Source organism: Antarctobacter sp. (genome assembly GCF_965277915.1).
GTDB lineage: Bacteria > Pseudomonadota > Alphaproteobacteria > Rhodobacterales > Rhodobacteraceae > Antarctobacter.
The window spans coordinates 3,944,533-3,958,592 of record NZ_OZ255849.1; the positions used below are offsets into that span (position 1 = coordinate 3,944,533).

12 protein-coding genes and 1 tRNA gene are annotated in these 14,060 nt (G+C 64.7%); 3 read left to right on the forward strand and 10 right to left on the reverse strand.

Features of this window, described 5'->3' with window-relative positions; translation table 11 throughout:
- Window positions 1–55: 55 nt before the first annotated feature.
- Complete coding sequence (locus ACQY5B_RS20205) at window positions 56–3,100, forward strand: hypothetical protein (protein WP_420327750.1); 3,045 nt, start codon at window positions 56–58, stop codon at window positions 3,098–3,100.
- Window positions 3,101–3,218: 118 nt separating this feature from the next.
- Complete coding sequence (locus tag ACQY5B_RS20210; RefSeq protein ID WP_428400307.1) at window positions 3,219–3,737, forward strand: rhomboid family intramembrane serine protease; 519 nt, start codon at window positions 3,219–3,221, stop codon at window positions 3,735–3,737.
- 29 nt (window positions 3,738–3,766) lie between these two features.
- Here the strand turns inward: ACQY5B_RS20210 and ACQY5B_RS20215 are convergent.
- A tRNA-Arg gene (locus ACQY5B_RS20215) sits at window positions 3,767–3,843 on the reverse strand.
- A 187-nt stretch (window positions 3,844–4,030) separates the two neighbouring features.
- On the opposite strand from ACQY5B_RS20215, the gene ACQY5B_RS20220 reads away from it, so the two are divergent.
- Window positions 4,031–4,990 carry a LacI family DNA-binding transcriptional regulator gene (locus tag ACQY5B_RS20220; RefSeq protein ID WP_420328600.1) on the forward strand — a complete coding sequence of 320 codons (960 nt, stop codon included), beginning with the start codon at window positions 4,031–4,033 and terminating at the stop codon, window positions 4,988–4,990.
- Window positions 4,991–5,021: 31 nt separating this feature from the next.
- Here ACQY5B_RS20220 and ACQY5B_RS20225 read toward each other — a convergent pair whose 3' ends face one another.
- The 9 genes from ACQY5B_RS20225 to ACQY5B_RS20265 all read right to left on the reverse strand — a co-directional run bounded on the left by ACQY5B_RS20225 (window position 5,022) and on the right by ACQY5B_RS20265 (window position 14,021).
- Entirely contained in the window at window positions 5,022–5,636 is a 615-nt protein-coding gene (locus tag ACQY5B_RS20225) for a (d)CMP kinase (RefSeq protein ID WP_420327748.1), read from the reverse strand.
- Window positions 5,633–6,052: a GFA family protein gene (locus tag ACQY5B_RS20230; RefSeq protein ID WP_420327747.1), complete on the reverse strand. Its 420-nt coding sequence runs from the start codon at window positions 6,050–6,052 to the stop codon at window positions 5,633–5,635. The genes ACQY5B_RS20225 and ACQY5B_RS20230 overlap by 4 nt, the downstream gene beginning before the upstream one ends.
- Window positions 6,053–6,125: 73 nt before the next feature.
- A complete protein-coding gene (aroA, locus tag ACQY5B_RS20235; protein WP_420327746.1) occupies window positions 6,126–7,469 on the reverse strand; it encodes a 3-phosphoshikimate 1-carboxyvinyltransferase in 1,344 nt (447 codons plus the stop codon).
- Between the two features lie 204 nt (window positions 7,470–7,673).
- Complete coding sequence (locus ACQY5B_RS20240; RefSeq protein ID WP_420325820.1) at window positions 7,674–9,125, reverse strand: recombinase family protein; 1,452 nt, start codon at window positions 9,123–9,125, stop codon at window positions 7,674–7,676.
- A gap of 125 nt (window positions 9,126–9,250) precedes the next feature.
- On the reverse strand, window positions 9,251–9,424 hold the full coding sequence (locus tag ACQY5B_RS20245) for a hypothetical protein (RefSeq protein WP_420325821.1): 174 nt from the start codon (window positions 9,422–9,424) through the stop codon (window positions 9,251–9,253).
- A gap of 195 nt (window positions 9,425–9,619) precedes the next feature.
- Complete coding sequence (locus ACQY5B_RS20250) at window positions 9,620–9,940, reverse strand: hypothetical protein (protein ID WP_420325822.1); 321 nt, start codon at window positions 9,938–9,940, stop codon at window positions 9,620–9,622.
- Complete coding sequence (locus tag ACQY5B_RS20255; RefSeq protein ID WP_420325823.1) at window positions 9,933–10,469, reverse strand: hypothetical protein; 537 nt, start codon at window positions 10,467–10,469, stop codon at window positions 9,933–9,935. Before ACQY5B_RS20255 ends, ACQY5B_RS20250 begins: the two co-directional genes overlap by 8 nt.
- 1,189 nt (window positions 10,470–11,658) lie before the next feature.
- Window positions 11,659–12,825, reverse strand: coding sequence for a CaiB/BaiF CoA transferase family protein (locus ACQY5B_RS20260; protein ID WP_420327745.1), 1,167 nt, complete (start codon window positions 12,823–12,825; stop codon window positions 11,659–11,661).
- Window positions 12,822–14,021: an acyl-CoA dehydrogenase gene (locus ACQY5B_RS20265; RefSeq protein ID WP_420327744.1), complete on the reverse strand. Its 1,200-nt coding sequence runs from the start codon at window positions 14,019–14,021 to the stop codon at window positions 12,822–12,824. Before ACQY5B_RS20265 ends, ACQY5B_RS20260 begins: the two co-directional genes overlap by 4 nt.
- Between the last annotated feature and the right edge of the window lie 39 nt (window positions 14,022–14,060).

Consider the following 14,060-nt stretch of genomic DNA (forward strand, 5'->3'; position numbering starts at 1 on the left):
TCACCGAATCGCCTTTTAGGCGACTCTCGGGATTGATTTTCAATCGGAGTTGACCATGAGGCGTCCTGGAATTTTCGCTTTGGTTTTGTGCCTGTGCCAGGTTCTGGCCCCCCTGACCGCCGCCCAGCAGGCGTCCGATCCGGCATATGACCCGGGGGCGACCGCCAGGCCCGCGGACCTGCCCCTGCCCGGCAGCCTGCCTCTGATCGACTATGAAAAGATCCTCTTTCCGTGGATCGCCCGCCGCGAATACGTCGGGCTGAACTGGAAACGCGACAAACGCTGGCGCGACACCGGGCCGTTCGTCTTCAACATGAGCTTTGGCATCCATCCCGCCGTGCGCATGTACTACTCGCCGGAAATCATCACCTGGCTGGAAGGCGGACGCACAGGCGCCATTCCCGACGGGGCGATCGTCATCAAGGAAATGGTGACCCCGCCCGCTGCCCGCTACAACGAACAGCGCGCCGCGCTGGTCGCGCAATCCCCGGACGATCCCGCCAGGGTCGACGCGGAACTGACCGACTACGCCTATGACACCGGCGGGCTGAACTGGACCGTCATGGTCAAGGACAGTTCCCTCTCGCACGGCGGCTGGTTCTTCGCCTCGGTCTATTTTGCCGACAAGGACGACATGGCCGCGCGCAAACCGGTCATCGACAGCTTTGAGCCGCCCTACAGCCCGCCCCTTGGCGCAGGCGGCGACGGGATGTGCATGCGCTGCCACGCCTCCGCCGCAGAGGAGCTGATCTTTTCCGCGCTTGAAAACGTCGAGGGCTATCCCGACGACCCGCTGATCTTTCGCGTCGACGAAAGCTGGCGCGACCTGCCCAGGCCGCAGAAACCTGCCTTTGGCGCCGACCTGTCCGAAATGATCACCTCGTATCTCAGCGACGCCCATGATCCCGGCGCGATGCGCGCCGCGCATGTGGCGGCGGCCAAGGCCTCGCCGGTCGAGGTCAACCCGGCCTTCACCGCCATGTTCCCACCCCGGGACGGGATCGACATCCCGCGGGCACAGCTGCAAACCCTGCCCAGCGAATGGCTGGACCACGTCCCCGCCCGCCCGAACGACACACAGCACTTCCTGACATCCGACAATTGCGTCGGCTGCCACGGCGGCCTTGGCGGCGCGCCTTCGGGCGTGACCATGTTCATCAAGACCGGGTCCGAGTACGGCAAGGGTTACAACATCTCGGAATACGGCGAATGGCGTTGGTCGCCGATGGGCCTCGCCGGGCGCGATCCGATCTTCTACGCGCAGCTGGAATCCGAATTCGCCCTGCTGAAAGAAGCCGGCGCCGGCGAGCTGTCGGATAACCTTGGCACCACCTGCCTGTCCTGCCACGGCGCGATGGGGCAACGGCAGCTGGAGATCGACGCCCATGACAACCCGGACCTGGGGCTGGATGGCAATGTCTTCAAACCCGACTACGCGCTGCTCCACACGCCGCTGACGACCGAGCAAAAGGACAAGCAGATCGCCGACGGCACCTATGACTACCACGTCTACGGCAACCTCGCGCGCGAAGGCATTTCCTGTTCGGTCTGCCACCACATCGCGCCCCCCGAACGGGCCGAAGGGCAGCCGGACTACAACCCACTGGACACCTACCTGATGAACGGCACCACCGGCGTCTTTCGCATGACCCCGGCGGACAGGCTGATCGGCCCCTTTGCCGATGTCCGCCAGAAGCCGATGGAAAACGCGATGGGCATCACCCCGGTGCATGACGACTACATCAAGGACAGCGAGATGTGCGGCGCCTGCCACACCATCAACCTGCCCAACGTGGACGCCCCCACCGATGCCCCCCTGCCCGGGTTCACCGCCGCCGAACAAGCGGTTCTGAACAAGGCCGCACAGAACGCCGTCAGCTTTCTGTCCGATCAATACGGCGCCACCTACCGCGAACCGCTGGTCAAGTTCCAGCACTCGGTCGAACAGGCCACTTTCCTCGAATGGAAGAACAGCCAATACGCCGACGCGGGCACTGCCCGGTCCTGTCAGGATTGCCACATGAAGGCGAATTTCGAAACGCTGGACGGCAAGATCAAGATCGACAGCCTGACCACGCAGATCGCCTCGATCCAGGACACGAACCTGCCCGACGTGCCCCATGCCCTGCCCCAGGACGAGATAGAGGTGCCCTTCCGCGACAATTACAAGCGGCACAATTTCGTGGGGCTGAATGCCTTCATGGTCGCCATGCTGTCGCAGTTCGACGAGGAAATGGGTCTGGGCCCCAAGGACCCGATGACCTACGCCACGAACGGCGCCCAGCTTTCGATGGACACGATGGCCCTGCAGGCCCGCGACGAGACGGCCGATGTGAAGATCGAGAGCCTGACCGGCGCAGACGGCACCCTGACGGCCCTCGTGACCGTCGACAACAAGACCGGCCACCGCCTGCCCTCGGGCGTCGGGTTCCGCCGCGCCTTTCTGGAGGTCCGCGTGACCGATGCGACGGGCAGGCAGATCTGGTGTTCGGGCTGTACCAACGGCGCGGGCGTCATCATGGGCCCGGACGGAGAGCCGCTGAAGACGGAATTCCTCGACTTCATCCCCGAAGGCGCGACGGAGGCCCTGTATCAGCCGCATCACGACCTGATCGACGACCAGACCCAGGTGCAGATCTACGAAGAGCTGACCCAGAACGCGAACAAGCAGTTCACCACAAGCTTTGTCCACCGCGTCTACCACCCCAAGGACAACCGGCTGCTGCCCTGTGGCGCCGCGAAACCGGGGACCGAGGCCTTTGAGAAAAGATTCGGTGCGTCGGAGGTGACCGCCGCCTTCATGAAGGCCACGATGCCCGAGGGCCGCGCTGAACACGACGCCGGGGTGATGGCGGGCAAGGATGAGCTGACCTACAAGATCACCCTGCCCGATGGTGTCGATCCCCAAAGCGTGACCCTGCACGCCACGCTCTATTCGCAGGCCATTCCGCCCTACTACCTAAAGCAGCGTTTCGAGACCGCCCCGGACGGACCGGCGACGCAACGTCTGTACTACCTTGCCAGCCGGCTCAAGACCGAGGGCACGCTGATCGAGAACTGGAAGCTGAAGATCCAGGGCGACACCGCGCAACTGCCCTGACAGCCGCTGTTCCGCTCCGCGTGGCGTTGCGGCATGATAAGACAGTCCCGGCCAGGGTACTGGCCGGGGCGGCGGTCATGGATGGATTGGCAGATTGAATTTCAAGAGTTTCGGGTGGGTGGCCGCCCTTCTGGCGGCGATCTGGGTTGTGGAGGCGGTCAACCTCCTGACGGGCAACGCGGTGAACGGTTGGCTGGGCCTCAGACCACGGTCGCTTGGCGGGCTGGACGGAATCGTCTTCATGCCGCTCCTGCACGGTTCCGTCGCCCATGCCGCGGCCAACACCGCGCCGCTGGCGGTGCTGGGCGCGCTGCTGGTCATCACGGCGCGGTCGGTGGCGCTCATGGCCTCGCTGCTGATCGTGATCCTCGGCGGCCTCGGCGTCTGGGTCTTCGGCAGTTCTGCGATTCATGTCGGCGCCTCGGGGCTGATCTTTGGCTGGTTCGGCTTTCTGGTGGCGCGCGGACTTGTCGAGAGACGCCTTGTCCCTCTGCTGGTGGCTGTCGGCGTGGCCGTGGTCTACGGCACGATGATCTGGAGCGTTCTGCCAGGCCAACCCGGCGTCAGCTGGGAATCCCATTTCTTCGGCGCGTTGGCCGGCATCGCCGCGGCCAGGGCCCTGCGCGGGGCGGCCTGATCCGCCAACCGGCACAACTGAACGCAGAATGGCGACCCCGGCAGGATTCGAACCTGCAACCTGCCCCTTAGGAGGGGGCTGCTCTATCCAGTTGAGCCACGGGGCCGTCTGCGCCTCCTTACCCTGCCGCGCGGCGCTTGTCATCCCGGATGGTTGCAGAGCATACCGCTCTTGCGCAGCGCCCTGATTGCGATAACGTACCCCCATCTCACGAAAAGGACTTGCCCTTGGCCGCCGACGACTCCCGCCCGCTTACCCTTCGCGATGTCTCCGAGGCATCCGGCGTCTCGGAAATGACCGTCAGCCGCGTGTTGCGCAACCGCGGGGACGTCAGCCAGGCGACCCGTGAGAAGGTGCTCGAGGCGGCCAAGACGCTGGGCTATGTGCCCAACAAGATCGCCGGCGCCCTGGCCAGCCAGCGAGTGAACCTGGTGGCGGTCATCATCCCCAGCTTGCGCAACATGGTCTTCCCCGAGGTCCTGTCGGGCATCTCCAGCGTGTTGGAAGAGACAGAGTTGCAGCCCGTCGTCGGCGTCACCGACTACCTGCCCGAAAAGGAAGAGCGCGTCCTTTACGAGATGCTGTCGTGGCGGCCGTCGGGTGTGATCGTGGCGGGCCTTGAACACACCGAGGCCGCGCGCGCCATGCTCAAGGCCAGCGGCATCCCGGTGGTCGAGATTATGGACACCGACGGCAAACCGATCGATTGCGCGGTGGGCATCAGCCACCGCAGGGCGGGCCGCGAAATGGCCCGCGCGATCCTGAAACAGGGCTATCACAACATCGGCTTCATGGGCACCAAGATGCCGCTGGACCACCGGGCGCGAAAGCGCTTCGAGGGCTTCACCGAGGCGCTCGCCAAGGAAGGTGTCGAGGTCATCGACCAGGAATTCTATTCCGGCGGATCCGCACTGGCCAAGGGCCGCGAGATGACCAAGGCCATGCTGGAACGGGAGCCGGAACTCGATTTCCTCTATTATTCCAACGACATGATCGCGGCGGGCGGGCTGTTGCACCTGCTGGATGCAGGCATCGATATCCCCGGCCAGATCGGGCTTGCCGGGTTCAACGGGGTCGAATTGCTGGACGGCCTGCCGCGCAGGTTGGCGACGATGGATGCCTGCCGGGCGGAAATCGGTCGCAAGGCGGCGCAGATCATCTCGGGCCGTGTCGACAACCCCGAGGCCGAGTTTGAGCCGATCATCGAACTGGCGCCCAAGCTGGACTACGGCGATACGCTGAAACGGCGCTGATCACAGGGCACGCCCGCGGGGGCGTCGCCCCCTATCCCGCCGCGCCGGCGCGTTCCACGATGGCAATGGCCTCGGCCACCGCATCCGCGATGTCCATTTTCGACGTGTCCAGCGTGACGGCATCCTCGGCCGGTTTCAGCGGCGCGTCGGCCCGGTTCATGTCGCGCTGATCGCGCGCAAGCACATCCGCCAGCACCTCGTCCTGCGTGATCTCGTGCCCCGAGGCCACCAGCTCGCGCCAGCGCCGCTCGGCCCGCACCTCGGCGCCCGCGATCACGAACAGCTTGGCCTCTGCCTCGGGACAGATCACCGTACCGATGTCGCGCCCGTCCAGCACGGCGCCCCCCGACCGCCGGGCAAAGGCGCGCTGCACGTCGACCAGCGCCGCGCGCACCTCGGGCAGCGCCGCCACCTTCGAGGCCGCCTGCGCCACCTCTGGCCCGCGCAGATTCTCGGCATCCAGCCCGGTCACGTCCAGCCCCTGCGCCGCCTCCAGCGGCGGCACGCCCAGCAGCATCTGCCGTCCGACCGCCCGGTACAGCAACCCGGTATCCAGATGCGCAAAGCCGAAATGCGCCGCAAGCCGGCGCGCGATGGTGCCCTTGCCGCTGGCGGCGGGGCCGTCGATGGCGATGGTAAAGCTCACGCGATCACCTGTGTCGTCATGTCGGGGTCAGCGCCATCGGCACAGGGCAGCCCGCCGCCGATGTCATAGTAATCGCCCTTGTCGGCGCAAAAGATATGCCCGGCCAGGCGCAGCCCGGTCGTCCCGTCCAGGGTCCCGGCAAAGATCGACAGATGCGTGCCCGGCCCGTCCCAGAACAGGTTGCTGCCGCAGGTCCCGCAGAACCCGCGCCGCGCCATGTCGGAGGATCCGTACCAGGTCACCTGGCCTTCGATGACCACGCATTCTCGTGGCGCAGAGGTCGCCGCCACATGATGCCCCGAGGTCTTGCGGCACTGGCTGCAATGGCAGGCGATCACCGGACGCAGCGCCCCGCTCACGCGGTAGGTCACTGCCTTGCAGAGGCAGCCCCCCGTCACTCCCGCCGCAGCCTGCATCACACACTCCCTCTCGATCCCTCCCGAGGCCTAGCAAGAGCCCGCCCCGGGGAAAAGCCCCAGCTGCCCCGCCTCAGTCGCGGGTGATCTCGGCTCCAAGGCTGCCCATCAGCGTTTCGAAGATCGGGAAACTGGTGGCGATCGGCCCGCCGTCGTCGACGCTCATCGGCCCGGTCGAGGCAAAGCCCATGACGAGGAAGGACATGGCGATGCGATGGTCCAGGTGGCTTTCGACCGTCACGCCGCCCGCGACATTGCCATGCCCGCGACCCTCGACCGTCCACCAGTCCTCGCCTTCCTCGACGTGGACACCGGCGGCCCGCAGCCCGGTCGCCATCGCGTCGATCCGGTCGCTTTCCTTGACACGCAGTTCCTTGACCCCCGGCATATGCGTGCGCCCCTCGGCAAAGCTCGCCACCACCGACAGCACCGGGTACTCATCGATCATGCTGGCGGCGCGTTCGGCGGGCACCTCGATCCCCTTCAGATCGGGCGAGAAACGCGCCCGCAGGTCGGCCACCGGTTCGCCCCCCTCTTCGCGCATGTTCTCGAAGGTCAGGTCCGCGCCCATCTCCTGCAAGGTAAAGAACAGCCCCGCCCGGGTCGGGTTCAGCCCGATATTGGGCACCAGCACGTCCGAGCCTTCGGTGATGATCGCCGCGCAGACCGGGAAAGCCGCCGACGAGGGGTCGCGCGGCACGACGATGGTCTGCGGTTTCAGTTCGGGTCGGCCCTGCAGGGTGATGACCCGGCCTTCGTCCGTCACCTCGGTCGAGATCGTGGCGCCGAAACCCGCCAGCATCCGTTCCGAATGGTCGCGGGTCGCCTCGCGCTCGATCACCACAGTCTCACCCGGTGCGTTGAGCCCGGCCAGCAGCACCGCCGATTTCACCTGCGCCGAGGGCACCGGCACCTCGTAGCGCACCGGCAAGGGATCGTCGGCGCCGACGATGGTCATCGGCAACCGCCCGCCGGACCGCCCGTAGGCCCGCGTCCCGAACAACGCCAGCGGATCGGTCACCCGCGCCATCGGGCGCTTGTTCAGGCTGGCGTCGCCGGTGAAGGTCGCCACGATGGGCGAGGTCGCCATCGCCCCAATGATCAGCCGCACCCCCGTGCCCGAGTTGCCGCAGTCGATCACGTTCCCCGGCTCGCCAAAGCCGCCGACGCCCACGCCATGCACATGCCATGTGTCGTCGATCTTCTCGACCTGCGCCCCAAAGGCCTGCATCGCCTTGGCGGTGTCCAGAACGTCCTGCCCTTCCAGCAAGCCGGTCACTTTCGTCTCGCCCACCGCCATCGCGCCCAGGATCAGCGAACGATGGGAAATCGACTTATCGCCGGGCACATGCGCCTCGCCCGTCAGGGGGCCGGAGGCACGCGAAGTCATCGGGATCGGGGCGCCGTGGGCGGACATGGGGCGGTCTCCTGCAAAATCGTCGCCGCCTGATAGCAAGCGGCACCCGCAAGGTCCATCACACTCGTGCAACGCCGCGCCCCTGTTTCTTCTCTCGGAAAATACTCCGGGGGTGAATGCGCGGCACGCGCAGAGGGGGCAAAGCCCCTTGCTCGGCCGTCATTTGCTCTTTTGCTTCCCCGCGCGTGCCGTTTTGCTGCGGGTTCAGCATATCACGGTCATGGCTTTGCCGTCCGCAGTCCCTCCGGCCCCGCTTTCGGGCAGCAGCGCGGCGTTTGCGAGGTTCATGCGGATCTCGACGCCATGCTGTGCGGTCGTGTTTTCTGTGAGTGTGATCCGTTTGATCAGCATCGAGAGATATGTGTTTGCCTCGTCGACGTACCCTACCTCGGACAGTAAGTCCTCCATCTGCTGAACGGCAAGATCATAGGCTTGGCTGGGGTCTTCCACCACCGATGCCTGGGTGGCGATCCTGGCCTGTTTCTCAGCGATCCGTGCCGTGAGGACATCGACTTCCGCCTGCAGCGCCTCCGCTTTTGCTTTGAATGTTGCGTAGGGCGCGCCCTCGGCGATGGCGGTCATGATGCCGTCCAGACCTCGGTTTGCTGCGGCACGTTGTGCTTCCAGCCGAGACAGGTCTGCTTCAACCGTGCCGTCCCGCAGACCTGCGCGTTCGGCTTCGTATTCGGACTCGAACCGGCGCCGCATCTCTTTTGATTGGAACACAGCGCGGAGGGCGTCGAAAACGCGCTGTTCAAGACGACGGCGCGAGATGCCCTTTCGATTGCCACAGGCTCCCTTGTTGGCCTCTCCACAGCGGAAGCCGGCCTTGTTGTATTTGACAACATTGGCGCCACAGCATCCGCAGGTCATCAAGCCGGAGAGCAGATGGCGACGGTGCGGCATCCTCCGCGCCACCTTCGGGGTCGGTGCCGAACGTCGGCTCAACTCTGCCTGCGCGGCATCCCAAAGCGACTGCGCGATGATCCGCAACTCCGGGATCTCCTGTTCGTTCATGTCCTGCGGCGAGGGTTTGTTCCGTATTGCGCCGGTTTCCGGATGATCGGTATGCGTGTTGCGGCAGACGCTGGCCATGCCGGTATAGAGGCGGTTGCGCAGAATGCCGTCCTGCCGCGACCGGCTGCCGCGGATCGTCGTGCTCTCCCAGGTCCCGCCCTTCGGGGCGGGCATCCGGTCCGCATTCAGCCCGGCGGCGATCGCCTTCGTCGATTTCCCGGAGGTGTATTCCTCGAAGATCCGGCGCACGATTGCGGCCTCCTCCGGATCGATTTCGCGGTTGAGGCCGTGTTCCACCTCGCGCTTGCGATAGCCATAGGCGCTTGTGTGGAGCCGGAACCGGGTGATTGCCCCCTGCATGCCCCGTTTCGTGTGATCGGCGATTTTCTGGCTGAACATCTGCGCGCCAAAGCCCGCGAACAGAACCTTCACGACGTCCTGTTCGCCCTCCTGAATCGACACCAGGCGGATATCCTGGAACGACAGCAGATCGCGCGTGTTGATCGCATCTTTGACCTTGCGCGTCAGGCGGTCGACCGCTTCAACCGGAACGACGTCAAAGGCGCGGCGCTCTGCTGCGGACTTCATGGACTGGTAGCCGGGCCGCCGCGTGTCCTTCCCCGATCTTTCCTCGTCCATGAAGACGTGGACGATGGTTCAGCCCTCACGGTGGCAGAAGCGCTCCGCCGCCGCGACCTAGTCCTCGATCGAGGTCGCTTTCTGCAGGTCGGAACTGTAGCGCGCGTAGACGGCAACGCGTTTCGTCATCGGGATTTCTCCGGTTTGGGGGTGTTGGCAGGCGGCGTTGCCGCGAGTTTGCGCGCTTCGGCACGGGCCATCAGTATGGCGCCCCCTTTCAGGGCGATGTGCACGGTTTCGGCACTGTTGGGATCGAGGTTGGCTGCCTTGAGAGCTCGGGCGGGCGTGGGATTGGACATTGTCTTCCTCGTGATGGGGCCCGTTACTCGGGCCGTTGAGGAAGTGGTGTCGAAAGACTTTTTCAAAGGCGGTTTGTTTGACGACTGTTCCGGGGGCGCAAGGGCCCCCGGAACGGGTCAGATCAGGTGCAGGTCTCCATGCGAAGCTTCATCGCGACCTCTTCGGCACGACGCAGCGCGAGGAGATCCTGCAGGTCAGCCTCCAGGGCAAAGAGCGGCTGTCCGGCGCTGGCGCTCCACGACAGGACGGACCATGCCCTCTTCGTCGATCACCACCTGGTGCCATTCGGCGTCCAGCGCGCGTCGCACCGGTCCCAGTAAGGTTGCGACATCGAACAGATCCCGCGCGCCGAAGATCCGCCGTTGGGCGAACCGACGATCGAGATCGCATCCGAGGTGACTGTGTTCGAGCGCCTCCAGATTCCGCAGTGCCTCAAGCGCTTCCGAGGCTTTCGGCAGCATTTGCAGGACGCGATGAACGCGCTTCAGGAGCGGATCGAAGTCGAGGTCAGACATGGCGCAACTCCCGAATGGGGCGTTTCCCTGCGCGGCGACGTTCGACTGTTACCGGGCGCAGCCCACGTCGCAGGGTCCGCCGCTGCCGGGTCCGGTCTGCACGGATGTCACGCTCGGCATGGATGCGCGCCCGCACCGCTAGCAGACGCTCAAGGCTCTCGCCGCTCAATCGCCCGATCTTCGGGGTGCCCCTGTCCCTTCCCAGGCCGAACCAGGAATTGTCGCAGGAGACGCGGAGGCGACGGGCCCCGTAGAAACGGGTCGGGCGTCGCAGTGAGGCTTCGGCAATTTCCTCTGCCCCGTAGACGTCGATCGTGTAGGCCTCTCCCCGGCAGCGGCGCGGGCTGGTCGTGCCGTAGGCGAGGGTGACATGGCGCTTGCCACAGATCACATCCACCTCCAGCACGAGGGTGGGGCGCACTTTTGGCAACTCGTCCCCGTCGGTCTCGTGCGGGAAGCGGAAGGCGACGATATCGCCAACGCGGATGCTGTCCGACCAGGTCGCCTGGTCGCGGTCTTCGATGATCATGAGATCACTCCATTCTAACGTTGGTGGAAACACCGCGCGCATTGGGAAGAGCCTTCTCCTTTGTTCCATCGCGCGGCGTCACCAGCGCGCGATGGAACAAAGGAGAAGGGGCGACATGGCCTCTCACCGGTTGGGCCCTGCTCGGACGACCGACCAGCAAGGCGCAGGACGCCCTGCCATGGGAGTGCAGAGGGCATGGCAAATGGCCCTTTGCGAGCTGGAAGGGGTGAGGCGCGGAAAGCGTACCGTCCGGGGGACGGTTCGCCGGGCCGAACGGGAAACTGTGCGGAACGACGCCCTGAGCCCTCGGAGATGCCAGGGGGTGCAGGGGGAGTGGCGAACGATGACCCTGCCGCCCGCCGCGCAGGCGTGCCCGCCGCACAGGCGCGGGGCCCGGGGCAGCGTCCCGGCGAACGGCAGCCCGCGCGGTTTCCAAGGGAAACTGCGCGGGCTGTTTAGGGGGTAACCTCCCCGGCATCGGCTGCACCGCCTGTGGGGATCCAACCTGCCATTTCCGCCTTTCGGCGGACGACCAGATTTTCCGACCCCAGAACGGAAGACCGGACGTGTCAGACAAAGACACCTTGGCGACGACGAAGGTCACTGCAACCGCAAGGGGGGAGATCTTGGCCACGTCGATGCCGCGCGCAGCCCCTTGAACCGACGCCTGATTGGCGCGGAGGATTGGGCCGAGAGGGGATCTGACTGCGTTTGTTTTCGCGCTATTGGTTGATTGAAATACTCAAGCCAATGACATCTCACTTCCGGGATTACCGTCAATCAGGACTCCCGTGATTTAACTGGATAGGGCTTTGCCTTGGCCAGCGCCCCACGGCCCAACGTCCCGCCAGTCGATTGGCCGCAGTTCAGCAATGACAGACCGCGCTACGCCCGCTTCAGGCTGTTCCTGGCCGCACAATGGCCTTTGATGTTCTAACCATGCGCATCCTGATGATCGACAGCACCGTGGTTCGCGCCCCTCATCCACTGCCCGGCAGGGCAGCGGGCGCCAAAGGAAGCTGAGCCATTGATACACCGTTGGTTCAAGCACTGGGGCACGTTCCCGATCGCACGACCACCCCGTCATCGTGAGACAGGCAAAAATCCCAGCCCCGGGCGACCCAAAGCTCGGAGGCCGCGCTGGAAAACGTGCTCCTGCCGACCCAAGACCTTGAGGTTCCAGCGAACTTTAGCGGTTTTCCTTTAGCGTGAACGCGAATTCGTTGTTGCCCGAACCCAAAAGCGGCGCGGCCTTGGTCGCGGCGAGCGGGCTGCGCGAGAACAGAATTGGCGTGCGCAGACCTTCGATACCTTCCGGTTCTATGCGCAGCTTGCGGGCCAGGATCTGCGGGTCGTTCAGCGCTTCTGCCACGGTATTGATCGGTCCGGCCGGCACGCCGCCCGCGGTCAGCGCCTCGATCAGCGCAGACTTGGTGAAGGTGGCGCTGCGTTGCGCAATCTTCGCGCACAGGGCGTCCCGGTTGCGGACACGCTCGGGATTGGTGGCAAACTGCGGATCGTCGGCAAGATCCGAGAGGTCCAGAAGCCCGCATAGCGCGCGAAACTGCCGGTCGTTGCCACAGGCGATGATCACGTGACCATCCGATGTCGGAAAGACCTGATACGGCACGATATTGGGATGCGCATTGCCAAGCCGTGTCGGGTCGGTTCCGCCCAACAGGAAGTTGCTGGCCTGGTTCGCCAGCACCCCGACCCCGCAATCCAGCAGCGACAGGTCCACATGTTGACCCTGTCCGGACCGCAGCCGTTCGGTAAGAGCCGCCTGAATGCCGATCACGCCGTAGAGCCCGGTAAAGATGTCAATCCAGGCCACGCCGACTTTTTGCGGCTCTCCAGCGGGGTCGCCGGTCAGGTCCATGATGCCGCACATGCCTTGGATCAGGAAGTCATAGCCCGGCTGGCTGGCACGCGGACCGTCCTGCCCGAAACCGCTGACCGAGGCATAGACCAGCCCGGGATTGGTCGCGGCAAGGCTGTCATAGTCCAGGCCGAAGCGGGCGAGCCCGCCCACTTTGAAGTTCTCGATCACGACATCGGCCTCCGCGATCAGGCCCTTGAGCCGCGCAAGATCCGCCGGGCAATTGAAATCGCAGGTCACCGAGCGTTTGCCCCGGTTGGCGGACTGGAAATAGGCCGACACCATTTCGCTGGTGCCGTCCGGCCCGGTTCGCTCGATGAAAGGTGGCCCCCAGCGGCGGGTGTCATCGCCTTCGGGGGCTTCGATCTTGATCACCTCGGCACCCAGATCGGCCAGCGTCTGGCCGATCCACGGCCCCGCCAGAATGCGCGCCAGTTCGATGACCTTCAAACCGGACAGCGGCGTCGCCCCGATCATGCGAAGGCCGCCAGTTCGGTGATCGCGCGTCCGAGGATCAGGGCATGCACGTCATGGGTGCCTTCATAGGTATTCACGGTCTCAAGGTTCTGGGCGTGGCGCATCACGTGATATTCGATGTGGATGCCGTTGCCGCCGTGCATGTCCCTGGCCTGCCGCGCGATATCCAGCGCCTTGCCACAGTTGTTGCGTTTGATGAGCGAGATCATCTCGGGGGCAAACCGGCCTTCGTCGAACAGCCGCCCGATGCGCAGCGCGGCTTGCAGCCCCAGGGCGATCTCGGTCTGCATGTCGGCCAGTTTCTTCTGGTATAGCTGCGTCGCGGCAAGTGGCCGGTTGAACTGTTTGCGGTCCAGACCGTATTGCCGGGTCCGGCGAAAGCAATCCTCGGCAGCGCCCATCGCCCCCCAAGCGATGCCGTAACGCGCCCGGTTGAGACAGCCGAACGGCCCACCCATCCCTTGTGTCTCGGGCAACAGGGCCTCTTCGCCGACCTCCACGTTGTCCATCACGATCTCGCCCGTGATCGAGGCCCGGAGCGACAGCTTGCCGCCGATCTTGGGCGCCGATAGCCCCTTCATCCCCTTTTCGAGAATGAAGCCGCGCACCTTGCCTTCATGGGCCTCCGACTTGACCCAGACAACGAAGACATCCGCGATCGGACTGTTGGAAATCCACATCTTGGAGCCGGTCAGCCGATACCCGCCCTCGGTCTTCACCGCGCGGGTTTTCATGCCACCCGGGTCCGACCCCGCGTCGGCCTCGGTCAGACCGAAGCAGCCGATCCATTCGCCGCTCGCCAGTTTTGGCAGATATTTCTTCTTCTGTACTTCCGAGCCGTAGGCATGGATCGGGAACATCACCAGCGAGCTCTGAACCGACATCATCGAGCGATAGCCGCTGTCGACCCGTTCGACAGCGCGGGCCACCAGACCATAGGAGACATAAGAGGCCCCGACCCCACCGTATTCTTCCGGAACGGTCACGCCGAGCAGCCCTTGGGCTCCCATCTCGGCAAAGATCTCGGGGTCCGTATGTTCCTCAAGATAGGCCTGTTCGACGCGCGGCAGAAGCCTGTCCTGCGCGAAAGTTTCGGCCGCTTCACGGATCAAACGCTCTTCCTCGGTGAACTGGTCGTCCATCAGGAAAGGATCGGACCATTGGAAGGGAACCCCTTTGGAGGTCTTGTTTGACATTGTCTTTTCCTTTCTCACGCGGGAGCGTTTTTTATTCCG

Bases quoted from the DNA above. Each gene is read 5' to 3' on its own strand.
- ACQY5B_RS20205 (WP_420327750.1), top strand. From the start codon at position 56: ATGAGGCGTCCTGGAATTTTCGCTTTGGTTTTGTGCCTGTGCCAGGTT.
- ACQY5B_RS20220 (WP_420328600.1), top strand. From the start codon at position 4,031: ATGACCGTCAGCCGCGTGTTGCGCAACCGCGGGGACGTCAGCCAGGCG.
- ACQY5B_RS20230 (WP_420327747.1), bottom strand. From the start codon at position 6,052: ATGCAGGCTGCGGCGGGAGTGACGGGGGGCTGCCTCTGCAAGGCAGTG.
- aroA (WP_420327746.1), bottom strand. From the start codon at position 7,469: ATGTCCGCCCACGGCGCCCCGATCCCGATGACTTCGCGTGCCTCCGGC.
- ACQY5B_RS20240 (WP_420325820.1), bottom strand. From the start codon at position 9,125: ATGGACGAGGAAAGATCGGGGAAGGACACGCGGCGGCCCGGCTACCAG.
- ACQY5B_RS20245 (WP_420325821.1), bottom strand. From the start codon at position 9,424: ATGTCCAATCCCACGCCCGCCCGAGCTCTCAAGGCAGCCAACCTCGAT.
- ACQY5B_RS20250 (WP_420325822.1), bottom strand. From the start codon at position 9,940: ATGTCTGACCTCGACTTCGATCCGCTCCTGAAGCGCGTTCATCGCGTC.
- ACQY5B_RS20255 (WP_420325823.1), bottom strand. From the start codon at position 10,469: ATGATCATCGAAGACCGCGACCAGGCGACCTGGTCGGACAGCATCCGC.
- ACQY5B_RS20260 (WP_420327745.1), bottom strand. From the start codon at position 12,825: ATGATCGGGGCGACGCCGCTGTCCGGTTTGAAGGTCATCGAACTGGCG.
- ACQY5B_RS20265 (WP_420327744.1), bottom strand. From the start codon at position 14,021: ATGTCAAACAAGACCTCCAAAGGGGTTCCCTTCCAATGGTCCGATCCT.